The sequence below is a fragment of the Stenotrophomonas sp. STEN033 genome, from assembly GCF_056856655.1.
Map to the genome: position 1 here is coordinate 108224 of NZ_JBXFWM010000001.1, position 24618 is coordinate 132841.

22 protein-coding genes and 2 tRNA genes are annotated in these 24618 nt (G+C 64.8%); 13 read left to right on the forward strand and 11 right to left on the reverse strand.

Annotated elements, in window-relative coordinates; translation table 11 throughout:
- Positions 1 to 43: 43 nt before the first annotated feature.
- The 3 genes from AC1VXC_RS00515 to cysS form a co-directional block, all read right to left on the reverse strand.
- Positions 44 to 1279: an MFS transporter gene (locus AC1VXC_RS00515; RefSeq protein WP_481538340.1), complete on the reverse strand. Its 1236-nt coding sequence runs from the start codon at positions 1277 to 1279 to the stop codon at positions 44 to 46.
- On the reverse strand, positions 1276 to 1713 hold the full coding sequence (locus tag AC1VXC_RS00520; RefSeq protein ID WP_481538339.1) for a SufE family protein: 438 nt from the start codon (positions 1711 to 1713) through the stop codon (positions 1276 to 1278). Before AC1VXC_RS00520 ends, AC1VXC_RS00515 begins: the two co-directional genes overlap by 4 nt.
- A gap of 199 nt (positions 1714 to 1912) precedes the next feature.
- Positions 1913 to 3280, reverse strand: coding sequence for a cysteine--tRNA ligase (cysS, locus tag AC1VXC_RS00525; protein WP_313169643.1), 1368 nt, complete (start codon positions 3278 to 3280; stop codon positions 1913 to 1915).
- A gap of 166 nt (positions 3281 to 3446) precedes the next feature.
- Here cysS and AC1VXC_RS00530 point away from each other — a divergent pair, with 166 nt between their 5' ends.
- The 11 genes from AC1VXC_RS00530 (at position 3447) to AC1VXC_RS00580 (ending at position 15335) form a co-directional block, all read left to right on the forward strand.
- Positions 3447 to 4004, forward strand: a complete 558-nt coding sequence (locus tag AC1VXC_RS00530) for a hypothetical protein (RefSeq protein WP_313169645.1) — start codon at positions 3447 to 3449, stop codon at positions 4002 to 4004.
- 302 nt (positions 4005 to 4306) lie between these two features.
- A complete protein-coding gene (locus AC1VXC_RS00535; RefSeq protein ID WP_293713989.1) occupies positions 4307 to 5317 on the forward strand; it encodes an N-acetylornithine carbamoyltransferase in 1011 nt (336 codons plus the stop codon).
- Between the two features lie 148 nt (positions 5318 to 5465).
- Positions 5466 to 6656: an argininosuccinate synthase gene (locus AC1VXC_RS00540; protein ID WP_313169647.1), complete on the forward strand. Its 1191-nt coding sequence runs from the start codon at positions 5466 to 5468 to the stop codon at positions 6654 to 6656.
- A gap of 203 nt (positions 6657 to 6859) precedes the next feature.
- A complete protein-coding gene (locus AC1VXC_RS00545) occupies positions 6860 to 7957 on the forward strand; it encodes an acetylornithine deacetylase (RefSeq protein ID WP_481538338.1) in 1098 nt (365 codons plus the stop codon).
- 72 nt (positions 7958 to 8029) lie between these two features.
- On the forward strand, positions 8030 to 9358 hold the full coding sequence (locus AC1VXC_RS00550; protein ID WP_313493546.1) for an acetylglutamate kinase: 1329 nt from the start codon (positions 8030 to 8032) through the stop codon (positions 9356 to 9358).
- A 2-nt stretch (positions 9359 to 9360) separates the two neighbouring features.
- A complete protein-coding gene (locus tag AC1VXC_RS00555; RefSeq protein WP_481538360.1) occupies positions 9361 to 9969 on the forward strand; it encodes a GNAT family N-acetyltransferase in 609 nt (202 codons plus the stop codon).
- Complete coding sequence (gene argC, locus AC1VXC_RS00560; protein WP_313169651.1) at positions 9966 to 10919, forward strand: N-acetyl-gamma-glutamyl-phosphate reductase; 954 nt, start codon at positions 9966 to 9968, stop codon at positions 10917 to 10919. Before AC1VXC_RS00555 ends, argC begins: the two co-directional genes overlap by 4 nt.
- Before the next feature lie 82 nt (positions 10920 to 11001).
- On the forward strand, positions 11002 to 12300 hold the full coding sequence (locus AC1VXC_RS00565) for an argininosuccinate lyase (RefSeq protein ID WP_313169653.1): 1299 nt from the start codon (positions 11002 to 11004) through the stop codon (positions 12298 to 12300).
- 337 nt (positions 12301 to 12637) lie between these two features.
- Entirely contained in the window at positions 12638 to 12895 is a 258-nt protein-coding gene (locus tag AC1VXC_RS00570; RefSeq protein WP_313169654.1) for a YciI family protein, read from the forward strand.
- Between the two features lie 4 nt (positions 12896 to 12899).
- A complete protein-coding gene (gene proB, locus AC1VXC_RS00575) occupies positions 12900 to 14048 on the forward strand; it encodes a glutamate 5-kinase (protein ID WP_481539158.1) in 1149 nt (382 codons plus the stop codon).
- A 30-nt stretch (positions 14049 to 14078) separates the two neighbouring features.
- Positions 14079 to 15335, forward strand: coding sequence for a glutamate-5-semialdehyde dehydrogenase (locus AC1VXC_RS00580; protein WP_481539157.1), 1257 nt, complete (start codon positions 14079 to 14081; stop codon positions 15333 to 15335).
- Between the two features lie 176 nt (positions 15336 to 15511).
- Here AC1VXC_RS00580 and AC1VXC_RS00585 read toward each other — a convergent pair whose 3' ends face one another.
- From AC1VXC_RS00585 to AC1VXC_RS00610, 6 genes are all read right to left on the reverse strand, one after another.
- On the reverse strand, positions 15512 to 16726 hold the full coding sequence (locus AC1VXC_RS00585) for a CynX/NimT family MFS transporter (protein ID WP_481539156.1): 1215 nt from the start codon (positions 16724 to 16726) through the stop codon (positions 15512 to 15514).
- Between the two features lie 80 nt (positions 16727 to 16806).
- A tRNA-Pro gene (locus AC1VXC_RS00590) sits at positions 16807 to 16883 on the reverse strand.
- 160 nt (positions 16884 to 17043) lie between these two features.
- Positions 17044 to 17120: transfer RNA gene (locus tag AC1VXC_RS00595), tRNA-Pro, on the reverse strand.
- 60 nt (positions 17121 to 17180) lie between these two features.
- Positions 17181 to 17291, reverse strand: coding sequence for a cytochrome bd-I oxidase subunit CydX (cydX, locus tag AC1VXC_RS00600; RefSeq protein WP_282269734.1), 111 nt, complete (start codon positions 17289 to 17291; stop codon positions 17181 to 17183).
- Positions 17292 to 17321: 30 nt separating this feature from the next.
- Entirely contained in the window at positions 17322 to 18473 is a 1152-nt protein-coding gene (cydB, locus tag AC1VXC_RS00605; protein WP_313169661.1) for a cytochrome d ubiquinol oxidase subunit II, read from the reverse strand.
- A 15-nt stretch (positions 18474 to 18488) separates the two neighbouring features.
- Entirely contained in the window at positions 18489 to 20075 is a 1587-nt protein-coding gene (locus AC1VXC_RS00610; protein ID WP_313169663.1) for a cytochrome ubiquinol oxidase subunit I, read from the reverse strand.
- 200 nt (positions 20076 to 20275) lie between these two features.
- Here AC1VXC_RS00610 and cydD point away from each other — a divergent pair, with 200 nt between their 5' ends.
- Positions 20276 to 21997, forward strand: a complete 1722-nt coding sequence (gene cydD, locus AC1VXC_RS00615; protein ID WP_481539155.1) for a thiol reductant ABC exporter subunit CydD — start codon at positions 20276 to 20278, stop codon at positions 21995 to 21997.
- Positions 21994 to 23661: a thiol reductant ABC exporter subunit CydC gene (gene cydC / locus AC1VXC_RS00620; RefSeq protein ID WP_481539154.1), complete on the forward strand. Its 1668-nt coding sequence runs from the start codon at positions 21994 to 21996 to the stop codon at positions 23659 to 23661. The genes cydD and cydC overlap by 4 nt, the downstream gene beginning before the upstream one ends.
- A 66-nt stretch (positions 23662 to 23727) precedes the next feature.
- On the opposite strand, the gene AC1VXC_RS00625 is transcribed toward cydC, so the two are convergent.
- Entirely contained in the window at positions 23728 to 24000 is a 273-nt protein-coding gene (locus AC1VXC_RS00625) for a hypothetical protein (protein ID WP_481539153.1), read from the reverse strand.
- 50 nt (positions 24001 to 24050) lie between these two features.
- Positions 24051 to 24608: a GyrI-like domain-containing protein gene (locus AC1VXC_RS00630; RefSeq protein ID WP_481539152.1), complete on the reverse strand. Its 558-nt coding sequence runs from the start codon at positions 24606 to 24608 to the stop codon at positions 24051 to 24053.
- Positions 24609 to 24618: the final 10 nt, after the last annotated feature.

Below are 24618 nucleotides of genomic sequence, written 5' to 3' on the forward strand. Positions count from 1 at the left end.
TGAGGGAGGGCGCCGGTGCCTCGCAGCCCCGGCGCTCTCCTGCCTACAGGTCCTGAAGGTTGTCCAGCCTGCGCAGCTGCGGTGCTTTCCATGCAGTGATGGCCGCAACGCCGAGCACCGCACAACCGCCGATCACCACGGCGGTCACCAGCCCCAGCAGGCGCGCCATGCTGCCGCCGTAGAACGCGCCCAGCTCGTTGGATGAGCTGATGAAAATGCCGTTGATCGACGACACCCGACCGCGGATCTCATCGGGCGTCACCAACTGCATGATGGTCGAGCGCACCACCACCGAAACGCCATCGCAGGCGCCGTAGAACACCAGGATGGCGGCCGAGAGCCAGAAGCTGCGCGACAGCCCGAAGGCGATCACGCACAGGCCGAAGCCGGCGACGGCGAACAACAGCACGCGCCCGGCGTTGCGGCGCAGCGGGTGCCGGGCCAGCCACAGGCCGACCGCAATCGAGCCCAGGGCCGGTGCCGCGCGCAGGATGCCCAGGCCTTCCGGGCCGTAATGCAGGATGTCCTGGATGAAGGCTGGCAGCATCGCCACCACGCCGCCCAGCAGTACCGAGAACATGTCCAGCGCCATCGCGCCCAGCATGATCTGGTTGGACAACACGAAGCGTGCACCCTCGGCGATGCTGGCAAAGATCGGCGCGCGAGTCTGCGGGGGTGCCGGTTCGTTGACCTTGAGCGAGGCGAGGGCGACCAGTGCCAGCACCGCCATTGCCGCGGCCACGCCGTAGGACAGGCCCTTGCCGCCTACGGCCACCAAGACGCCGCCCAGCGCGGGGCCGAGCACCATGCCGGCCTGGAACACCACCGTGCCAAAGCCGGCGCCGCGCGCGAACTGCTCACGCTTGAGCACGCGTGCAAACAAGGCGTTGTAGACCGGCGACAGGAAGGCGCGGACCATGCCGGTCAGCGCGACGGCCAGGTAGATCGGCCACACGCCCTTGACCGGCAGCCAGCCGCTGGCGACGGCGACCAGCATCAAGGCGGTGGCGATCAGGCCCAGGCAGGCGGTCATGCCCAGCTTGCGGCGTGGCAGGTGATCGACCAGGTAGCCGGCAAACGGCGCCACGCAGAAATACGGCAGCACTTCGGCCAGGCCGATCAGGCCCAGCGAGAACGGATTGCGGGTGACTTCATAGATATGCCAGCCGACCGTGACCGCGACGATCTGGTAGGACAGCATGCCGGCGATGCGGTACAGCAGCAGCCGGGTGTAGCCGGGTTGGCGCAGCAGCTCGCCGATGGAGCCGGGGGGGCTCACTGGCGGGCTTGGGCGGTGTCGCGGATGAAGGCCAGCATCGCGGCCAGGCCGTTGCTGCGGGTCGGCGACAGGTGCTTTGCCAGGCCGATGGCGGACACATAGTCCGGATCGGTGGCGAGGATCTCAGCGGCCGAGCGGCCCGAGTACACGCGCAGTGCCAGATAGATCAGGCCCGAGACAATCGCCGAGTCGCTGATGGCGTGGAAGACCAGTTTGTCGGCATCGCCTTCGGGCACGATCCAGACCATGGACTGGCAGCCGAGCAGGCGGTGTTCTTCGGTCTTCCACTCTTCCGGGAAGGTGAGCAGCTTGCGGCCGAGGTCGATCAGGTACTGGTAGCGTTCGGACCAGTCACCGAAGAAAGAGAATTCCTCGGCAATGGCGGCCTGGGCGTCGGCGGCGGTGGGTTCGAGCGGGAAGGGGGAGTTGGTCATTGTGGGTCCTGTGCTTGGCCGCTCGCCTTGGTGGTGAGGGGCTTTGGGTGGGGTGCTGGGAGGACTCTCCCTCACCCCAACCCCTCTCCCGGAGGGAGAGGGGCTCAGTGCGCCGCGAGCCGGCGCTATGTATGCAATTGCAGCTTCCGCTTAAGCCCCTCTCCCGTTCACGGGAGAGGGGTTGGGGTGAGGGGAAGCCTTACCCGCGCTTCCAGCGCACGCCCTGCGGCGTGTCTTCCAGCACGATGTTCTCCGCCGCCAGCTGGTCGCGGATGGCGTCGGCGCGGGCGAAGTCGCGTGCCTGCTTGGCGGCGATACGCTCGTCGATCAGGGCCTGGATGCGTGCGTCGTCGCCCTCGGCGGCACCGCGCCCGAACCAGTCGGCCGGCGCCTGCTGCAGCAGCCCCAAGGCCAGGCCGGCGCCCAGCAGCTCGCGCTTCAGGCGCTGCTTGTCGTCGCCGGACTCGGCCTTGCGCGCCTCGCTGGCAATGCGCGCCACTTCGGCCAGGGCCAGCGGGGTGTTGAGGTCGTCGTCCAGCGCGGCTTCGACGCTGGCCGGAATGCTGGCAACAGCCTCCACATCGGCCAGATCACGCAGCGTGCCGTACAGCCGGTCCAGGGTGCGCACCGACTGCTCGATCAGCGCATCGGACCACTCCAGCGGCTGCCGGTAATGCGCCGACAACAGCGCATAGCGCAGCGCTTCCGGCGGATGCTGGCGGACCAGGTCGTGCACACGCTGGATATTGCCGATCGACTTGCTCATCTTGCCGCCGTCGAAGTTGAGCATGCCGTTGTGCAGCCAGAAGCGGGCGAAGGTCTGGCCGCCGTGGGCGCAGACGCTTTGCGCGATCTCGTTCTCATGGTGCGGGAACTGCAGGTCGACGCCGCCGGCATGGATGTCGATGGTCGGGCCCAGGTGGGCGGCGGCCATTGCCGAGCACTCGATATGCCAGCCCGGGCGGCCACGGCCCCAGGGCGAGTCCCAGCCCGGCAGGTCGTCGCTGGAGGGCTTCCACAGCACGAAATCGCCGGCATCACGCTTGTACGGGGCGACCTCGACGCGGGCGCCGGCCAGCATTTCCTCCGGGTCGCGCCGCGAGAGCTTGCCGTAGTCGGCGAAGCTGGCGACCGAGAACAGCACATGGCCCTCGGCAGCATAGGCGTGGCCGGTGCTGATCAGCTGCTCGATCATCGTGATGATCTGCGGCATGTGCGCGGTGGCCTCCGGCTCGATATCCGGCGGTACCACGCCCAGCGCGGCCATGTCCTCGCGGTAGGCGGCGGCAAAACGGTCGGTGATGGTCGAGATCGGCACGCCCTGGTCCTTGGCCGCGGCGTTGATCTTGTCGTCAACGTCGGTGATGTTGCGGGCGTAGCGCAGCTTGCCGTAGCGGCGCCGCAGCAGGTCGGCCAGCACCCCGAACACCACCGGGCCGCGCGCATTGCCGATATGTACATAGTTGTAGACCGTGGGGCCGCACACATACAGGGTGGGGGCGGCGGGGTCGAGCGGAGCAAACGGCTCCAGCTGCCGCGTCAGGTTGTTGTGCAGGCGCAGGGTCATGGCAATCCGGGGGTGAGCGAACCGGTCAATTCTAGCGGTCCGGGCCGGGTCGGGCACCCCCGGGCTGGGCAATACGCGTACGGATGGGTAATGTTCAGGCCCGGGGCAGCTGTGCTGCCTACACTAGTACCCGCCACCCGCGCCCAATGCTCCAGCCGATATCTTGATGAAACCTGCTCCATTGCTGTCGATGATCTGCCTTCTGGCTGGCGCCGCTGTGCCCGCATTTGCGCAGGAACCGGAGCAGCGCAATCGCGTGGTGATCATGGAAAACGTGCGCTACGACTACGCGCAGGTGCTCAATGTCGAGCCGGTGTTCCAGACCCTGCGGGCCAGCCGTACCGAGGAACACTGCGAGCCGGTGTCCACCCGCACGCTGGCACCGGTGCAGGTCAAGGGCGAAGAGGACAAGGGTGGGTTCCGCCGCTTCTGGGATTCGGTGCGCGGCATGTTCAGCCAACGCGAAGGGCAGGAGCAGGAAGAGGAAATGGCGCTTGCTCCGCAGGGTTCCAGTGCTTCCTCCGCGTTGCTGACCCCCGAGTGCAAGATTGTCGAGGTAGGCCGTGAGTTCCGCCGGCCTATCGCCTATGACGTGGACTACGTCTACAAGGGCATCAAGTTCCGCTCGCGTCTGCCCGAAGACCCGGGTAACCGGCTCAAGTTGAGGGTGTCGATCACCCCGGATATCGGCCAGGCACCGCCAGCGGCGACCAGCGTTCCCTGATGTTGCACCGCGACACTTGCGCCGGCCTGACCCGCGTGCGAGTATGCCCGATGATGAAAGCCACCAGCTTCCAGCACGAATCCAGCACCGCCCGGATGGCCTCCGGCATGACGTCCCGTGCCCGCCGACCGGAATCCCACATATTCGCTGGGTGACCGGAGCTTCGTGCTGTCTGTTCGGAAAACCCAGCCCAGGCTGGGTTTTTTCGTTTCTGGTTTGGCAAAAGTTTCAAACGCAATGAGCCGCGCGCATGCGCATCCGCCCACCGGCAACGGTGGATCTCCGCAATAAAGGATGGATCGATGTCTCTGAAGCACTTTTTGAACACCCAGGACTGGAGCCGCGCCGAACTTGACGCGCTGCTCACCCAGGCAGCCTTGTTCAAGCAGAACAAGCTGGGTGACGACCTGAAGGGCAAGTCGATCGCCCTGGTGTTCTTCAACCCGTCCATGCGCACCCGCACCAGCTTCGAGCTGGGCGCATTCCAGCTGGGCGGCCACGCGGTGGTGCTGCAGCCGGGCAAGGACGCATGGCCGATCGAGTTCAACCTCGGCACGGTGATGGACGGCGATACCGAAGAGCACATTGCCGAAGTGGCCAAGGTGCTGGGCCGCTACGTCGACCTGATCGGCGTGCGCGCGTTCCCGAAGTTCGTGGACTGGAGCAAGGACCGCGAAGACCAGGTGCTGAAGAGCTTTGCCAAGTACTCGCCGGTGCCGGTCATCAACATGGAGACCATCACCCATCCCTGCCAGGAGCTGGCGCATATCCTGGCGCTGCAGGAGCATTTCGGTACCAGTGACCTGCGCGGCAAGAAGTACGTGCTGACCTGGACCTACCACCCCAAGCCGTTGAACACCGCCGTGGCCAACTCGGCACTGACCATTGCAACTCGCATGGGCATGGACGTGACCCTGCTGTGCCCGACCCCGGATTACATCCTGGACGAGCGCTACATGGGCTGGGCCGAGCAGAACGTCGCCGAGAGCGGCGGTTCGCTGCAGGTCAGCCACGACATCCAGAGTGCCTATGCCGGCGCCGACGTGGTCTACGCCAAGAGCTGGGGCGCGCTGCCGTTCTTCGGCAACTGGGAGCCGGAAAAGCCGATCCGCGACCAGTACAAGCACTTCATCGTTGACGAAGCCAAGATGGCGCTGACCAACAACGGCGTGTTCAGCCACTGCCTGCCGCTGCGCCGCAATGTAAAGGCCACTGACGGCGTGATGGATTCGCCGCAGTGTATTGCCATCAACGAGGCCGAGAATCGCCTGCATGTGCAGAAGGCGATCATGGCGGCAGTAATCGGCAAGTAACGCTCTAGCCCCTCTCCCTCCGGGAGAGGGGTTGGGGTGAGGGCAAAGCTCCTCACTCCAGATGCATCCTCATATACGCCTACCCCCTCCCCAACCCCTCCCCCCGGCGGGGGAGGGGCTCAAGAACCAAAGCAGAGATTCCTTCCCCATGAGCAAAGACATCGTCCTCGCCTTCTCCGGCGGCCTCGACACCAGCTTCTGCGTGCCTTACCTGCAGGAGCGCGGCTACAACGTGCACACCGTGTTTGCCGACACCGGCGGCGTGGATGCCGACGAGCGTGACTTCATCGAAAAGCGTGCGGCCGAACTGGGCGTCACCAGCCACGTCACCGTCGACGGTGGCCCGGCCATCTGGAATGGCTTCGTCAAGCCGTTCGTATGGGCAGGCGAGGGCTACCAGGGCCAGTACCCGCTGCTGGTTTCCGACCGTTACCTGATCGTTGACGCCGCGCTCAAGCGCGCCGCCGAACTGGGCACCAACATCATCGCCCACGGCTGCACCGGCATGGGCAACGACCAGGTGCGTTTCGACCTGGCAGTGAAGGCCCAGGGCGACTACCAGATCGTTGCGCCGATCCGTGAAATCCAGAAGGAACACACCCAGACCCGCGCCTACGAGCAGAAGTACCTGGAAGCGCGTGGCTTCGGCGTGCGTGCCAAGCAGCAGGCCTACACCATCAACGAGAACCTGCTGGGCCTGACCATGTCCGGCGGCGAAATCGACAAGTGGGAAGCCCCGGGCGAGGGCGCCCGTGGCTGGTGCGCACCGCGCAGCGCCTGGCCGGTGGAGCCGCTGACCGTGACCCTGAAGTTCGTCGAGGGCGAAGCCGTCGCGCTGGACGGCAAGGCACTGCCGGGCGAGCAGATCCTGGCCAAGCTCAACAAGCTGTTCGCGCAGTACGGCGTGGGCCGCGGCGTTTACACCGGCGACACCGTGATCGGCTTGAAGGGCCGCATCGTGTTCGAAGCCCCGGGCCTGGTTTCGCTGCTGGCCGCGCACCGCGCGCTGGAAGATGCGGTGCTGACCAAGCAGCAGAACCGCTTCAAGCCGGAAGTGGCGCGCAAGTGGGTGGAGCTGGTGTACGAAGGCTTCTACCACGACCCGCTGAAGGCCGACATCGAAGCCTTCCTGAAGTCCTCGCAGTCCAAGGTGACCGGCGAAGTGGTGCTGGAAACCCGTGGTGGCCGCGTTGACGCGGTGGCCGTGCGTTCGGAGCACATCCTCAACGCCAAGGGCGCGACCTACGCGCAGTCGGCCGACTGGGGCGTGGAAGAAGCCGAAGGCTTCATCAAGCTGTTCGGCATGAGCTCGACGCTGTACGCGCAGGTCAACCGCTAAGCGCATGACGCTCGCCGCTTGAAGCCCCTCTCCCGCCTGCGGGAGAGGGGTTGGGGTGAGGGCAGCTTTTGCTTCTGTCGTTGTTCGCTCACAAGGCAGAAGGCAAATCAGAAGCTCCCCCCATCCGCCCTTCGGGCACCTTCCCCCGCAAGCGGGAGAAGGGATGCTCCCCCGATCATTGCTGTGATGACCTGCCTGCAACCATGACCAAGCTGCTCCAATCCACCCTCGACCACCTGGAAAAGCTGGTGTCCTACGACACCCGCAATCCGCCGCGTGCCATCACCACCGGTGGCATCTTTGATTACCTGCGCGACAACCTGCCGGGCTTCAATGTCGAGGTGATCGACCACGGCGCAGGTGCGGTCAGCTTCTACGCGGTGCGCGGCACACCCAAATACCTGTTCAACGTGCATCTGGACACCGTGCCGGACTCCCCGCACTGGTCGGCCGATCCGCATGTGATGCGCCGCCTGGACGACCGCGTGGTCGGCCTCGGTGTCTGCGACATCAAGGGCGCAGCTGCTGCGCTGGTGGCCGCTGCCAACCTGAGCGACGGCGACGCCGCCTTCCTGTTCTCCAGTGACGAAGAAGCCAACGATCCGCGCTGCATCGCCGCCTTCCTGGCGCGTGGCATCCCCTACGAAGCGGTGATCGTTGCCGAGCCGACCATGAGCGAAGCCGTGCTGGCGCACCGTGGCATCAGCTCGGTGCTGATGAAGTTCCAGGGCCGCGCCGGCCACGCCTCGGGCAAGCAGGATCCGTCCGCCAGCGCCCTGCACCAGGCCATGCGCTGGGGCGGCAAGGCACTGGGCCACGTTGAGTCGCTGGCGCATGCACGCTTTGGCGGCTTGACCGGCCTGCGCTTCAACATCGGCCGCGTCGAAGGCGGCATCAAGACCAATATGATCGCGCCCGAGGCCGAGCTGCGCTTTGGCTTCCGCCCGCTGCCGTCGATGGATATCGATGCACTGCTGGCCACCTTCGCCGGCTTTGCCGAGCCGCAGGCCGCGCATTTCGAGGAAACCTTCCGCGGCCCAAGCCTGCCATCCGGTGATATCGCCCGCGCCGAGGAACGCCGTCTGGCTGCGCGCGACATCGCCGATGAACTGGGCTTGCCAATCGGCAATGCCGTGGATTTCTGGACCGAGGCCTCGCTGTTCTCGGCCGGTGGCTATACAACCATGGTGTACGGCCCGGGCGATATCGCCCAGGCCCACACCGCCGATGAATTCGTGACGCTGGAGCAGTTGCAGCGCTACGCCGAATCGGTGCTGCAGATCCTGCAACGCGGTGCCTGAGCCGCACGTGGCCCGGCGGCCTGCCGCCGGCTCCTTCCCGCGACGCATAACGTCGCCATGTAGATACAAGTAATGTCCCCAGCCATGCAGCCGCACCGCCAGACCCGCCAGACCATCGTCCGCCTGCTTTCGAGCATGGCCAGCGCGAAGGAAATCAGCCAGTACCTCAAGCGCTTTTCGCAGCTTGATGCCAAGCGCTTTGCCGTGGTCAAGGTCGGTGGCGCGGTGTTGCGCGACGATCTGGAAGCGCTGACCTCGTCGCTGTCCTTCCTGCAGGAAGTTGGCCTGACCCCGATCGTGCTGCACGGTGCCGGCCCGCAGCTCGATGCCGAATTGTCCGCTGCCGGCATCGAGAAGCAGACCATCGACGGCCTGCGCGTGACCTCGCCAGAAGCCCTGGCGATCGTGCGCAAGGTGTTCCAGCAGTCCAACCTGAAACTGGTTGAAGCCCTGCAGCAGAACGGTGCGCGTGCAACCTCGATCACCGGTGGCGTATTCGAAGCCGAGTACCTGGACGTCGACACCTACGGTCTGGTCGGTGAGGTGAAGAAGGTCAATCTGGCGCCCATCGAAGCCAGCCTGCGTGCCGGCTCCATCCCGGTGATCACCAGCCTGGGCGAAACCCCGAGCGGGCAGATCCTCAACGTCAATGCAGACTTCGCCGCCAACGAGCTGGTGCAGGAACTGCAGCCGTACAAGATCATCTTCCTGACCGGCACCGGCGGCCTGCTCGACGAGGAAGGCAAGCTGATCGACTCGATCAACCTGTCCACCGAGTATGACCAGCTGATGCAGCAACCGTGGATCCACGGCGGCATGCGGGTCAAGATCGAGCAGATCAAGGACCTGCTGGACAAGCTGCCGGAAGAATCCTCGGTGTCGATCACGCGCCCGGCCGACCTGGCCAAGGAATTGTTCACCCACAAGGGCTCGGGCACCCTGGTGCGGCGCGGCGAGAAGGTGCTGAAGGCGACATCGTGGGACCAGTTGGATACCACGCGCTTGAAGTCGCTGATCGAATCCAGCTTCGGCCGCACCCTGGTGCCGGACTACTTCGAGAAGACCAAGCTGCTGCGCGCCTATGTCAGCGAGAACTACCGCACCGCGGTGATCCTCACCAACGAGGCCGAGGGCGTTTATCTGGACAAGTTCGCCGTGCTCGACGACGCCCAGGGCGAAGGGCTGGGGCGCGCGGTGTGGAACGTGATGCTGGAGGAAACCCCGCAGCTGTTCTGGCGCTCGCGCAACGGCAACCCGGTCAACCATTTCTACTATTCCGAGTCCGACGGCTGCTACAAGCTGGACCACTGGAAGGTGTTCTGGTTCGGCGCCAACGACTTCGACAGTATCAAGGGCTACGTCGCGCACTGCGGCGAGCGCAAACCGAGCCTGCAGGGATGAGCATGGATCTTGCCGCTGCCGGACACTGGGGTCAGGTGCCAGTCCTGAAGGGGCGGCACGTGACCCTGGAGCCGCTGCAGCTGGCGCATGTGCCGGCGCTGCAGCGTGCCCTGGGTGAAGGCGAGTTGGCGCGCTGCTGGTACACCAATGTGCCCACGCCCGAGCACGCCGGTCACTACGTGGTTGCCGCACTGGAAGCGCAGTCGCAGGGCAGGGTGCTGGCTCTCGTGGTCCGCGATGCCGGTGGCGAGGTGGTTGGCAGCACGCGTTTCTATGCGCTGGAAGCCGATGTGCCGCGTCTGAACATCGGCTACACCTGGTACCACCCGCGCGTGCAGCGCAGCGGTTTGAACACCGAAGCAAAGTTGCTGTTGTTGCATCACGCCTTTGAAACCCTGGGTTGCATCAGCGTGGGCTTCGAGACCAGCTGGTTCAATCAGGCTTCGCGCAACGCCATTGCCCGCCTCGGTGCGAAGCAGGATGGTGTGCTGCGCAGCCACAAGCGTCATGCCGACGGATCGCGCCGCGATACCGTGGTGTTCTCCATCATTGATACGGAATGGCCGGCGGTGAAAGCCCACCTGCAATTCCTTCTGGATTCGCATTCATGACTGACAAGAAATTCTCGGTAGGCATTGTCGGCGCACGCGGTTACACCGGTGCCGAACTGATCCGCCTGCTGGCCGCACATCCGCGCATCGAGCTGGCCTTCGTGTCCTCGCGCGAGCTGGACGGGCAGCGCGTGGCCGACCACAACAGCGCCTATACCGGCGAGCTGCGCTATGAAAGCCTGGGCCCGGACGCGGTAGCGGCCAAGGGCGTGGACGCGGTGGTGCTGGCCCTGCCCAACGGCAAGGGCGAACCGTTCGTGGCGGCGCTGGATGCGGCGGCACCGGACACGGTGATCGTCGACCTGTCGGCCGACTACCGTTTCGACAACAGCTGGTATTACGGCCTGCCGGAACTGACCCGCGCGCGCTATGCCGGGCAGAAGCGCATCAGCAACCCGGGCTGCTATGCCACGGCCATGCAGCTGGCGATCGCGCCGCTGCTGAGCCAGCTCGCCGGTCCGCCGACCTGCTTTGGCGTCTCCGGCTGGTCCGGTGCCGGCACCACGCCGTCGGACAAGAACAACCCCGAGCTGCTGCGCGACAACCTGATGCCTTACGCCTTGACCAACCACGTGCATGAGCGCGAGGTGTCGACCCAGCTCGGCGTGCCGGTGGAGTTCATGCCGCATGTGGCCCCGCATTTCCGCGGCATTACCATGACCGTCAACCTGTGGCTGCAGCAGCCGCGCAGCCGCGAAGAGATCGTCGCGCTGTACGCGCAGCGCTATGCCAACGAGCCTTTGGTTGAAATAGTGGATGAGGCGCCGTGGGTCAGCCGCATTGCCGGCAAGCATGGTGTACAGATCGGTGGCTTCACCATGGCGCCGGGCAACAAGCGCGTGGTAGTGGTGGCTACCATCGACAACCTGCTCAAGGGCGCGGCTACCCAGGCATTGCAGAACCTCAACCGGGCGTTGGGGCTGGATGAACTGATGGCGGTTCCGTACTGATTCTGGTGGGCAGCGGCGGCTGAGAGGTTGTCCGCTTCGCGGCTTACGCCGCGCCTACATGGCTGCATTGAGAGAGATCGACATGACAAATTTGCTTTGGCAGAAGCCCGGCGTTGCGGTTGATGCGAAGATCCAGACCTTCCTGGCCGGTGACGACGTCATCCTGGACCGTGAGTTTTTCCTGCACGACATCCAGGCCAGCACCGCACACGCCGAGGGCCTGCAGCACATCGGCATCCTCAGCGCCGACGAGTTGGGCGCGCTCAAGCGCGAGCTGGCCATCCTGGCCGAGGATTTCCGCAGTGGCAGCTTCGTGCTGGACGAGCAGTACGAGGATTGCCATTCGGCCATCGAGGCACGCCTGACCGAGCGTCTTGGCGATGCCGGCCGCAAGATCCATACCGGCCGCAGCCGCAACGATCAGATCCTGGTCGCCACGCGTCTGTGGCTGAAGGACAAGCTGGAGCGTGTGGCGCAGATCAGCGCCGAAGTTGCCAAGGTCGCCTTGGATCGTGCTGCGGCCGAAACGCTGCAGCCGCTGCCGGGCTACACGCATATCCAGCGCGCCGTGGTGTCCTCGGCGGGCATGTGGTGGGCCGGCTGGGCCGAGGCCTTCATCGACAATGCCATTCGTGCCCGTGACACCCGCGCGCTGATCGACACCAACCCGCTGGGTACGGCAGCTGGTTATGGCGTCAACCTGCCGCTGGACCGCGAGCACACCACCAGGGCGCTGGCATTCTCGCGCATGCAGATCAGCCCGATCTACGCGCAGCTTTCGCGCGGCAAGTTCGAGCTGGCCGCATTGGAAGCCTTGGGTGGGGCGACACTGGACCTGCGTCGTATCGCCTGGGACCTGTCGCTGTTCACCACCGGTGAGTTCGCCTTCGTGGCGCTGCCGGCGCAGTACACCACCGGCAGCTCGATCATGCCGAACAAGCGCAACCCGGATGTGATCGAGTTGATGCGTGCCACCCATGCCAGCGTTGCCGCCGCGCGTACCGAGATCGAGCAGCTGCTGTCGCTGCCGTCCGGCTACCAGCGTGACCTGCAGAACTCCAAGGGCGCCATCGTGCACGGCTTTGGCCGTGGCCTTGCCGCGCTGGAACTGCTGCCGGCCTTGTTGTCGAACCTGGATTGGCGCGATGACAACATCCGCGCAGCGATTGATTCGGGGATGTATGCGACCGACGTTGCGGTGGAAGCCGCGGTGGCGGGCGTGCCGTTCCGTGATGCGTACAAGGCCGCAGCAGCGGCATCGGATACGGCAGGGCAGGGGCGTACACCCGAGGGCAGCTTGGCGGCACGCGTGTCGCCCGGTGCGGCCGCGGATCTACGACTGGAAGAGCTTGGTGCGCGCTGGAGCGCGCTGCAGGGCTGATGTTCTGATGCGGGCGCCGGATGGCGCCCGTATTGGTTTTTGCCCGGCTCTTGCTGTGGCTTTGGCTGTGGCTGTGGCTTTGGCTTTGGCTTTGGCTGTGGCTGTCCCTTCTCCCGCCTGCGGGAGAAGGTGCCCAAAGGGCGGATGAGGGGGGCTTTTGATTTTTCGCTTAGCTAGAAGCTTGCCCTCACCCCAACCCCTCTCCCGCAGGCGGGAGAGGGGCTTAAGCCAAAGCCAAAGCCAAAGCCAAAGCCAAAGCCAAAGCAAGTTCCATGCGAAAGCAATCGCACCACCTTCCGCTTCGGCGTGGTGTCATACGCAGCTAAAGGAGAATTCAATGAAGCTCTACCTGGTATTGGCAATGCGGAAGCCGTCGTTCGACGACGCGGTAATTGCGCCGCACAAAGCCTTTCTCGATGCACTCAGCGGCAAGGACCAGCTGCACCTGACCGGTGGCTTCAGCGACGGTACCGGCGGCGCCTACGTGCTGAAGAATGTCGACACCCTCGAAGCCGCCAAGGCCATCGTCGCCAGCGACCCTTTGGCCATCCAGGGCAGCTCCGAGCTGACCATCCACGAGTGGAACACCCGCTGATCCCATGATCCAGACGTCGTTCTCTCCGTTCACCGAACAAGCACTACCGCAATGGCGCCGCGCCGTCCTCAAGGTCGGCAGTAGTCTGCTGGCTGCCGATGGTGGCGGCTTGACCCCGCGCTTCGCGCTCGGGCTGGCGCAGTTCGTGTCGGCCAATGTGCTGGCCGGGCGCGAAGTGGTGATCGTCTCCTCCGGCGCCGTTGCCGCAGGCCGCGCCATCGTTCCCAAGGCCGCGGAGGCCGGTGCAGCCATGGCCGCGCGGCAGGCGCTGGCCGCGCTGGGGCAGGCGCAGCTGATCGCCTTGTGGCAGCGCTTCTTCGAGCGCCCGGTGGCGCAGGTGCTGCTGACCCACGATGACCTGCGCAATCGCCGGCGCTATCTCAATGCGCGCGCAACGCTCAATGAGTTGCTGGCACTGGGCGCCTTGCCGGTGATCAACGAGAACGACACCGTATCGGTGGATGAGCTCAAGCTTGGTGACAACGACAACCTCGCCGCCATCGTCGCCGCGCTGGTCGATGCCGATGCCTTGTTCATCGCCACCGACATCGACGGGTTGTACACCGCCGACCCGCGCAGCAATCCCGATGCGCAACCGATCAACGAGGTCGCCGAATTGACCCCGGACGTCCTTGCAATGGCCGGCGGCAGCGGCAGCGCGGTAGGCACCGGCGGCATGCAGACCAAACTGCAGGCCGCTGCCAAGGCTGGCGCAGCCGGCATCGACACCTTCCTGTTCAATGGCCGCAGCGCCGACGTGGTGCGCGGGTTGGCACAGGGGCGCTTGTACGGCACCCGCCTGCATGCCGGGCAGTCACGTATTGCCGCGCGCAAGTATTGGCTGAAACATGCGCCGCTGGAGCCGGGTGCGATCCTGATCGACGCCGGCGCGGCACGCGCATTGCGTGACAAGGGCGCCTCGCTGCTGCCAGGGGGCGTGGTGGGTGCGGAGGGCGAGTTCCGCCGTGGTGACATGGTGGAGGTGCGGCTGTTCGATGCGCGGGGCCAGCAACAGGTGGCGCGCGGCGTCAGCCAGTACTCGGCAGTCGATATCCGCCGCATCAGCCAGCACCACACCCGTGAGATCGAATCCATCCTTGGCTACAACTACGGCGACAACGTGGTCCACCGTGACGACCTGGTGTTGCTGTGAGTTTTCCTTTGATCATCGGCAGGACAGAACATGAGTGATATCCGCACCCTTGCATTGCAGTGCCGCGATGCCGCGCAGCAACTGGGCCTGCTTTCCAGTCAGGCCCGCAGCGCGCTGCTGAAGTCGATGGCTGCTGCGCTGGAAGCCGATGCAGGCAGCATCCTCGCCGCCAACGCGCGTGACCTGCAGGCGGCACGCGACAAGGGGGTGGGCTCGGCGATGCTGGATCGGCTGGCCTTGAACCCGGAACGTCTGCGCGGTGTGGCCGATGCGCTGCGCGAAGTCGCTGCCTTGCCGGATCCGGTGGGCGAGGTGACCCGGGACTACGACCGCCCCAATGGCATCCGTGTGCAGAAGGTACGGGTGCCGTTGGGCGTGATCGCGATGATCTACGAGGCACGCCCGAACGTGACTGCCGATGCCGCAGCGCTGTGCATCAAGGCCGGCAACGGCGTGATCCTGCGCGGTGGCTCGGAGGCCATCCATTCCAATACGGCGATTGCTGCCAGCCTCAAGCGTGCGTTGCGCGAGGCCGGCTTGCCTGATGCGGCACTCACGCTGGTCGAAGACCTGCGCCGCGAGACCATGTTGGAGCTGCTGCAGCTCAACGACCTTATCGACCTGGCTATTCCGCGCGGCGGCGAAGGGCTGATCCGCTTTGTCGCCGAACACGCGCGGGTGCCGGTAATCAAGCACTACAAGGGCGTCTGCCACCTGTTTGTCGATGACAGCGCTGACCTGCAGTTGGCAGTGGACCTGCTGGTGGATGGCAAAACCTCGCGCCCGGCGGCCTGCAATTCGCTGGAGACCTTGCTGGTGCATGAGGCCATCGCGCCACGCTTCCTGCCGCTGGCCGCGGCCGCGCTGCGCGAGAGGGGTGTCGAACTGCGCGGTGATGCGGCCAGCCAGGCGCTGCTGCCCGGCATCGCCGCGGCCACCGAGGAGGATTACGCGGCCGAATACCTGGACCTGATCCTGGCCATCCGCGTGGTGCCGGACATGCAGGCGGCCATCGCCCATATCCAGACCTATACCTCCGACCATACCGAGGTGATCGCCACCGGCGATCCCGCCCATGGCGAAGCCTTCGTGCGTGCACTGCGCTCGGCGGTGGTGATGGTCAATGCTTCTTCGCGCTTCTCCGACGGCGGCGAACTGGGGCTGGGGGCGGAGATCGGCATTTCCACCACGCGCCTGCATTCCTACGGGCCGATGGGGCTGGAGGCACTCACGGTGGAGCGCTTCGTGGTGCGCGGCGAAGGCCAGGTCAGGCATCCGCTGAAGTAAGTCCCCATCGTAGCCCGGGTAAGCGCAGCGCACCCGGGAGCACGTAGCGTTAAGGTGCTGCAGGTCTTCGACCATTGCAATCCCCGGGTGCGCTGCGCTTACCCGGGCTACGTTGCTTGCGCGAATACGAAAAAGCCGCCGATTCACATCGGCGGCTTTCCTGTATCAACGGCAGCTCACTTCCAGTGGTCTTCCAACTGCTGTGGCTTGCAGGCAAACCAGGCGCCGGTCAGCAGCACGCCGGAACATACGGCGAGGAAGGCGAACGACCAGGTCCAGCCGTTGCTCAGGCCATGCAGCCAGCCAAACAGCAGCGGGCCCAGGCTGGCCAGGCTGTAACCCACGCCCTGCATGAAGCCGGACAGCGCCGCCGAGCCGGCCTGGCTGCGGGTGCGCAGGTTGATCAGGGTAAGGCCGAGCGGGAAGGTGGACGGGCCCAGGCCGGCGATCACCGCCCACAGCAAGGGTGCGCTCATCGGTGCCCACAGCAGGCCGGCGAAGGCGATCATGTTCAGCACGAACACCATCATCGCGATCGGGAACGGGTTGCGCATGCGCACCGCCAGGGCGGGCACCAGCAGCGAGGGCAGCAGGCCGATGGCCGAATACACCGCCACCATCACGCCGCCGAAGGATTCACTGGCGCCGGCTTCCACCATCACCTTCGGCAACCAGGTGAACAGGGAATACGTACCCAGCGAGGTCATGCCGAACATCAGCGCCATGCCCCAGCCGAGTTGCGTCTTCCAGACGCGGCCAGCGGCGTGCTCGGCGTTGGTGGTGGTTGTTGCTTCCGCGCGTGGGGCGCTGCGTGCCAGCAGGATCCACGGCAGCAACGCGGCCAGCGACAGCAGTGACCACATGCCCAGCGAGATGCGCCAATCGAACTGATCAGCCACCGGTACCGCCAGCAGCGCAGGCACCATGGTGCCGGCCTGCAATACGGTGATGTAGATGGTGCTCAAGGTGCCGACGCGGTCGGCGAAATAGCGCTTTACCAGCGGCGGCACCACCACGTTGCCCATGCCCATGCCGGCCAGGGCGATGGCTGAGCCCAGCAGCAGCATGCCGACGTTGCCGGAGAAGGCGCGCAACAGCAGGCCGATGGTAGCCAGCACCATGGTCAGTACTGCCGTGCGCTCCAGGCCGATGGCGCGGGTGATACGCGGGGTGGCCAGGCCGAATACGGCGAAGGCGGCGGTCGGCATCATGCCGAGCACACCGGTCATGGTGCTGCCGAAATCGAAGATGTGGCCAAGCCGGTCCAGCAGTGGCGTCAGCGAGGTGACCGCGCTGCGCAGGTTGGCCGAGACCAGCACGATGGCGATGAATGCCAGCAGGCGGCCCTTGAGCAGGGGGTGCCGGGGAAGGGGCTGGGCGGACGTGGACATTGCTTACTCCGACGCGGTGGGTGGCGTCGTTTGAAACCCACCAAAAACAAAAGCCGACCAGAGGCCGGCTTTTGTCAAATTGGTCGGGGAGACAGGATTCGAACCTGCGACCTCTACGTCCCGAACGTAGCGCTCTACCAGACTGAGCTACACCCCGAAGGAGCCGCCTATGATAGCGGTGAACCTCGTGCCCTGCAAGTTCTTTTGTTCAGCCAGCGCTGCCTGCAAGGCGTGGTGCGTTGGCTGCCGGTAATCATGTACCGGCGAATAAAAAGCCTGGACAACGTTGCCGTTGTTCCAGGCTAGTTTCGACCCTTTGGTCGGGGAGACAGGATTCGAACCTGCGACCTCTACGTCCCGAACGTAGCGCTCTACCAGACTGAGCTACACCCCGCGAAGGGAGCCGGAAAGATACGCTCAGTCCGGCGTTTTGGCAATACCTTCACGCAGTTTTTCAGCGCTTTGCATCGATCTTGTTTGCTTCGCGCGCTTCAAACCACATGCCGTTTAGGATGGCGACCGTCGCAGCGAGGCCAGCACCCAGAATCCAAGCGAAATACCACATGAGTTGTCTCCTTGATGTTGTCGTTGCGGATCAGTAGGCGTTCGGGTTTTCACCCATTTCTTCCAGCGTGGTCTTGCCCTTCAGTACGCGGTACACCCAGGTGGTGTAGGCGATGATGATCGGCAGGAAGATCACGGTGGCCAGCAGCATCACCCACAGGGTCAGGTGGCTGGAGGAGCCGTCCCACACCGTCAGGCTGGAGCCCGGCTGGGTGGAGGAAGGCAGCAGGAACGGGAAGATCGCAAAGCCAACGGTGAAGATGATGCCGGCAATGGAGGCACCGGAGGCGATGAAGGCCAGGCCGCCACGGCGCTTGCGCAACAACACCGCACTGGCCAGTGCACCCAGCAGGCCCACCACCGGCGCCAGGATCGTGGCCGGCATGGTGCTGTAGTTGTGCAGCCAGCCGCCGGCCTGCGAGAACTCAGCCGTCTTCAACAGCGGGTTGCTGGCACCATCGGTAACCACCTGCGAGGTGATCTGGTAACCCGGCAGGCCGAAGGCAACCCAGGCACCGGCAAGGGCGAACAGTACGAACGAGGCGATGGCGGCGATGCTGCCGATCTTTGCCGAACGCTCAGCGACCGGACCGCTGGTCTTGAGCACCAGCATGGCCGCACCGTGCGACACCAGCATCGCCACACTGACCAGGCCAGCCAGCAGGGCGAACGGGGTCAACAGGCCGAGCAGGTTGCCGGTGTAGAACACGCGCTGGGTGTCATCGAAGTGGTACGGCACGCCAAGCAGCACGTTGCCAACCGCCACGCCCATGATCAGCGCCGGGATGAAGCCGCCGATGAACAGCGCCTTGTCCCAGTTGTTGCGCCAGCGCTGGCTGGGCATCTTGCCGCGGTACTTGAAGCCGACCGGGCGCAGGATCAGGGCGAACAGGATCAGGAACATCGCCAGGTAGAAGCCGGAGAAGCTCACCGCATACAGCGGCGGCCAGGCGGCGAAGATCGCGCCGCCACCGAGCACCAGCCACACCTGGTTACCTTCCCAAACCGGGCCGATGGTGTTGATCACCAGGCGGCGCTCTTCATCGGTCTTGGCCACGAACGGCAGCAAGGTGCCAACGCCGAGGTCGAAACCGTCCATCACCGCAAAGCCGATCAGCAGCACGCCCAGCAGCAGCCACCAGATCACGCGTAGCGTCGTGTAGTCCAGAAGAATGAATTCCATGTGTGTTCTCCTGCCTTATGCCTGGCCGTTGCCGGCGGCATTGGCGTGGTTGGTTGCGACGGCCGACTGCTGCAGCGAGGGCAGGATGTCGTCCGGGCCCTTGCGGATGGCCTTGAGCATCAGCTTGACTTCGATGACCAGCAGCACCGTGTACAGCGCAGTGAAGCCGACCAGCGTTGCCAGGATTTCGTAGACGGCCAGGCCCGAGGCGGCATAGAACGTCGGCAGCACACCATCAACAGCCCACGGCTGGCGGCCGTACTCGGCGATGAACCAACCGCATTCGATGGCGATCCACGGTGCCGGCAGCGACCACAGGGCAACCCGCAGGAAGGTGCGCTTGTCCTCGAAGTTGTTGCGGCAGGAGTAGTAGAAGGCCAGGGCGAAGAAGCCAATCATGTAGATGCCGAGGCCGACCATGACGCGGAAGGTCCAGAACAGCGGGCCAACCGTCGGCACCGTATCCAGCGCAGCCTGTGCAATCTGCTCGGGGGTGGCGTTCTCGATGTCGTCGCGGTAACGCTTCAGCAGCAGGCCGTGGCCCAGATCCTGCCAATGACGGTCAAAGACCTCGCGGGCTTCAACGTCGTTCTTGTCGGCGCGGATGCGTTCCAGTGCGGCGTAGGCGATCTGACCCCCCTTGACGCGACCTTCGGCCTGCTTGACCAGGTCCAGGATGCCCGGGATCTCCTCATCCAGCGAGCGGGTGGCGATCAGGCCCATCACGTACGGGATCTGCACTTCGAAGTCGTTGCGCTGTTCCTGCTGGTTCGGGATACCGAATGCAGTGAACGGTGCCGGAGCCGGATGGGTATGCCACATGCCCTCAATGGCAGCCAGCTTCATCTTCTGGTTTTCGGCCGTGGCGTAACCGGATTCATCACCCAGCACGGCAACCGAGATCGATGCCAGCAGGCCGAAGGCCGAGGCCACCGCGAACGAGCGACGGGCAATTTCGCGGTGCTTGCCGCGCAGCATGAAGAACGCCGAGATCGACATCACGAACATCGCGCCAGCCACATAACCGGCCGAGACGGTATGCACGAACTTGGCCTGGGCCACCGGGTTCAGCAGCACGGCGGCGAAATCCACCACCTCCATGCGCATCGTTTCCGGATTGAACACCGCACCCACGGGGTACTGCATCCAGCCGTTGGCGATCAGGATCCACAGTGCCGACAGGTTGGTGCCCAGCGCCATCAACCAGGTCACGGTCAAATGCTGCACCTTGGACAGGCGGCCCCAGCCGAAGAAGAACAGACCGATGAAGGTCGCCTCCAGGAAGAACGCCATCAGGCCCTCGATGGCCAGCGGTGCGCCGAAGATGTCACCCACATAGTGGCTGTAATAGGACCAGTTCATGCCGAACTGGAACTCCATCACGATACCGGTACCCACACCCATGGCGAAGTTGATGCCGAACAGCACGCCCCAGAACAGGGTCATGCGGCGCCAGACATCCTTGCCGGTCATCACATAGACGCTCTCCATGATCGCGATCATGAAAGAGAGCCCCAGCGTGAGCGGGACGAAAATGAAGTGGTACATCGCGGTCAGCGCGAACTGTAGACGTGACAGTTCTACGACTGTTGAGTCGATCATGGCCTGGCTACCTCGTGGGAATTGGGCGTCATGGAGTGGCTGGGAGGGGTTCTATGGCAGCGATACTCCCCGTTCAGGCCTGCCAATGCCTTGATCTGGATCAATGTGGGCTGGCTGTCCAACGCCGATCGTGCAGGGCCGGCAGGCGGGGTACGGCTTGCTTACAATCACGTAGATCTCCTTCACCTGAGTTGTCAGTCTTGAGCGAAGTTCCACATTCCAACGCGGTGCAGCAGCAACGCCGCGTACAGCAGCAGTGGCTGGCGGCGCTGGCGTCCGGGGCCCGGTCACAGCAGCGTTTGGCGGCCTTGGCCGTCTGTACTTCAGGTGCGCTGCTGATCGTGCAGGCTGGCGCCATTGCCTGGTTGATCCAGAGCATAGTCGTGGAAGGACTGAATTGGGTACAGGTAATTCACGGTTTCTGGATATTGGCGGCGGTGCTGGTGCTGCGCAGCCTGCTCGGCGGGGTCGCGCAGACCGCCGCCGGCAAGGTCGCCGACAGCGCCAAACTGGCCCTGCGCGAGCAGGTCTACCGGCGTTTGCTGGCACGCGGACCGCTGTGGCTGCGCCGCCAGCGCACGGGTGAACTGGGCGAGCTGCTGCTGTCGCATGGCGATGCCATCGAGGGCTATTACGCCGGATTCCAGCCGGTGCGGGTGGAAGTGGTGGTGGTGCCGCTGCTGATTGCCGCCGCCGTGGCCTATGTGGACTGGGTGGTGGCGCTGATCTTCATCTTCACCGCGCCGCTGGTGCCGTTCTTCATGATGCTGGTCGGCTGGGGTGCCGAGGCCGCGGGTCGGGCACAGCTGGGCGAGCTGGCGCGGATGAGTGGCCACTTTGCCGATCGTATCAAGGGATTGGGACTGTTGCGCCTGTACGGGCGCGGTGAGGCCGAGCTGGAAGGCGTTGCCGCCGCCGCTGATGGCGTGCGCGAACGCACCATGAAGGTGCTGCGCATCGCCTTCCTGTCCTCCACGGTGCTGGAATTCTTCGCCTCGGTCAGCGTGGCGATGGTGGCCCTGTACCTGGGTTTGAGCTATCTGGGGTTGATGTCCTTGCACTCGGTGGTGCCGACCTTGGGCACCGGCATGTTCTGCCTGCTGCTGGCGCCGGAGTTCTACGCGCCGCTGCGGCGCCTGGCCGCGCACTACCACGACCGTGCCAATGCGTTGGCGGCAGCGGCCGAAGTCGAGCGCCTGCTGGCTGACGATCAGGATGCTGCTGCGGCAACTTCCGTCGCTGCGTCCCTGGTAGCGACGGAGCCGGCGCAGTTGCACGCGCCGCTGGTGTCGGTGCGCAATGTCGTGCTGCGCCCCCAAGGCGCCACCCACGATGTGTTGAAGGATTTTTCGCTGGAGATCGGCGACGGTCAGCGCCTGGCCCTGATCGGCCCCAGTGGCAGTGGAAAAAGCACCTTGCTGGAAGCCCTGGCCGGCTGGCTGCCGCCGCGCGAAGGTCGCATCGTGCTTCGGGACGGCGTGCGCATCGGCTACGCAGGCCAGCGTCCCTATCTGTTCCACGGCTCGATTGCCGACAACCTGCGCATGGCCGACCCGGCAGTAAGCGCTGTGCGCCTGCAGGCGGTGGCTGAAGTGGCCCAGGTGATGCGCTTTGCCCAGCATCTGCCCTTGGGCTTGAATACGGTGATCGGTGAGCGTGGCTTTGGTCTGTCTGGCGGTGAAGCGCGGCGGATTGGACTGGCGCGGCTATTGCTGCTGGAGCCGGATCTGTTCCTGCTCGACGAACCCACCGCCTTCCTTGATCCGCAGACCGAGGGGGATCTGCTGCAGGCCCTGGCCGCGCATACGCGTGGTCGCACGGTGCTGATGGCCACCCATAGCGAGGCGGCGATGCGCTGGGCCGACAAGATCGTCGATCTGCAGGGCAGCGTGCAGGTTGCAGTGCAGGGAGCGCGCGCATGAGCCCGCAGACGATGCGTGATGTATTCAAGCGCCACCGCTGGCGGCTGGCGTTGGCGACGGTGCTGCTGTTCACCACCATGCTGGCCGGGATTGGCCTGCTGGGTTTGTCCGGTGGCTTCCTCACCGCCGCAGCGTTGGCCGGTGCCTTGGGCATGGGCGGCACTTTCAACTTCTTCTCGCCGTCGGCCGGTATCCGCGCCTTGACGATGGCGCGCATCGTCTCGCGCTACTTCGAAAAGCTCGTAGGCCACGATGCGACCTTGCGGATTGCGCGTGACCTGCGCGTGTGGTTCTTCCAGCGTGCATTGCCGTTGGCGCCTGCCCGATTGGGAAGCAGTCGTACCGGTGAGTTGCTGGCACGGCTGATCACCGATATCGGCGAAGTCGACGGCTTGATGGTGCGGGCGATCAGTCCCTTGCTGGCCTTGGCGGGCGCCGCCCTGGCGAGTGTGGTCGCGGCCGGATTCATTTACTGGCCGGCGGCACTGTTGTTACTGGTGCTCGCGGTGTTGGTGGGAATTGGCGTTCCGGTGTTCGCGGTGCGCCGTGGCGACGCGGTCGAGGCCGAGCGCGCGCAGCAGCGCGCCAGCCTGCGTACTTTGGCGTTTGAAGGCCTGGAAGGCGCGGCTGATCTCACCGCCCTGGATGCCCGCGATGATTGGGCGCTGCGTGTGGATGCAGCGGCGCAGCAGTTGGCGCGCAGCGATCAACGACGTCGCGGCCGTCTTATCGGTGGCAACGTGCTGCATTCGGCACTGGCTGGGCTTGGCCTGTTGGCGATGCTGTGGTTGGCCTTGACGGCGTTCCAGGCTGGCAAGGTGGAGGCGCCATTCGCCGCAACGCTGGTGTTCCTGACCGTTGCGCTGCTGGAGGTCGCAGCAGGCAGTGGCATTGCCTGGCAGGCCCTGCAGTCGGCGCGGGTGGCTGGCAAGCGTCTGCGGCAGATTGTTGATCAGGCGCCAGCCGTGCAGGACCCGGTCCAGCCTCGCGCCGTGGTTGCGGATGCCGCCGCGGTTGTGTTCGAGCAGGTGGTGTTTGCCTGGCCGGGCGAGACGCGGCGTCTGCTGGATGGCGTGGATCTGCAGCTGGCGCCGGGTGAGCGCATCGCCATCCGTGGCGACAGCGGCTGCGGCAAGACGACCTTGTCCGCCCTGCTGCTGCGGCTATGGGACCCGCAGCAGGGGGCAGTGCGCTTCGGTGGTGTCGATCTGCGTGAGTTCGTCCAGGATGATTGGTATCGGCAGATTGCCTGGTTGCCACAAGGGGCACCGGTGTTTGCCGGCAGCATTGCGGACAATCTGCGGTTGGGTGATCCGCAGGCCGGTGACGACGCCTTGTGGGCGGTACTGGCGCAGGTGCGCTTGAGCGATTGGGCGCAGCAACAAGGCGGGCTCGCCGCATGGGTGGGTGAGAACGGTGCCACCATGTCGGCGGGTCAGGCGCGGCGTTTGGCCTTGGCGCGTGCCTTGCTGCGCAACGCGCCGATCATGGTGCTGGACGAGCCGACCGAAGGCCTGGACGTGGATACCGCGCATGCGCTGCTGCTCGATCTGGCGGCGGCGCTGGGGCAGCGCAGCCTGTTGATGATCACCCATGATCGACTGCCTGAAGGTGTGGTGCAGCGCGAGTACCGGTTGCAGCAGGGGCGCTTGACCCAGCAATAGCGAGCTTTGAGCCGGGCTATGCCCGGCTTTGGAAACCTCCAGGTTGCGACGAACAAGCGTGCGTCGTCAGCTGCGTTTGTTTCTACGCAAGCGCTTGAAACCATAGGCGACAAGGCTGGCAACAGGTACGGTGATCATCGGCCCGAACAGGAAAGCCAGGCCATCCTGCGCATCGCGATGGCCGGTCACATCCCAGACAAAGCGCAGGCCAAGATAGGGTGCGAGCAGTCCGCCGAGCAGGGCGGCAAGCAGCACGGCAAGCCAGGTTCGTCGGCACAAGGCGCCGGCCGCCAAGCCCAGGCCGATGCTGGCTGCTGTTGCGACCAGCCAGAAGGTCATGCTGGGCTCCTGTTACTCGGGCTGAGGGCGGGGTTGGTCATCATTGTGATTCATTGCATGGGCTGGCGGATGATGGTTTTCCACTTCTCCGGTGCTGCTCTTCTGATGTCGCTCAGGTAGATCTCATGGTGCTTGCCGCGCAATGCGGATCGCTCGCCGATGAAAGCATGCAGCAGCTGCGCACATCGTCCTTCGTGAAATGTCTCGAAGCGCAGCTTTGACAGGCCAGGCAGGGACTTCTTCTGCAAGGCGTTGACCGCGGACTCCACGTCCTGCCGGCACACCTCCGAAGGTTGCATGATCATCATGGTCCACAGCCAATGCTGCTTCTCATCGCGCTGGAACGCCGCCATGTCATCAGCCCACCATAGACCCTCCAGCGGCATCACGGCGTAGTCCATCCGCCCGGCTTTCCTGAGTGCGAACTTGATGGTGTAGGCGACGGAGAACAGCGCTTCCACGGCATCCCCGTACTCCTGCGCGGTGTTCGGATTGCCAGCGCCATCGATCATCAGGAAGTTGAAGGCAGGCACGTCGACCTCGGCAATGGCCTTGGCCGAGGGCTGGTAGAGCTGCTTCAGCTGGCGCTTGAGATCGATCTTGTCCACGGGCACGTCC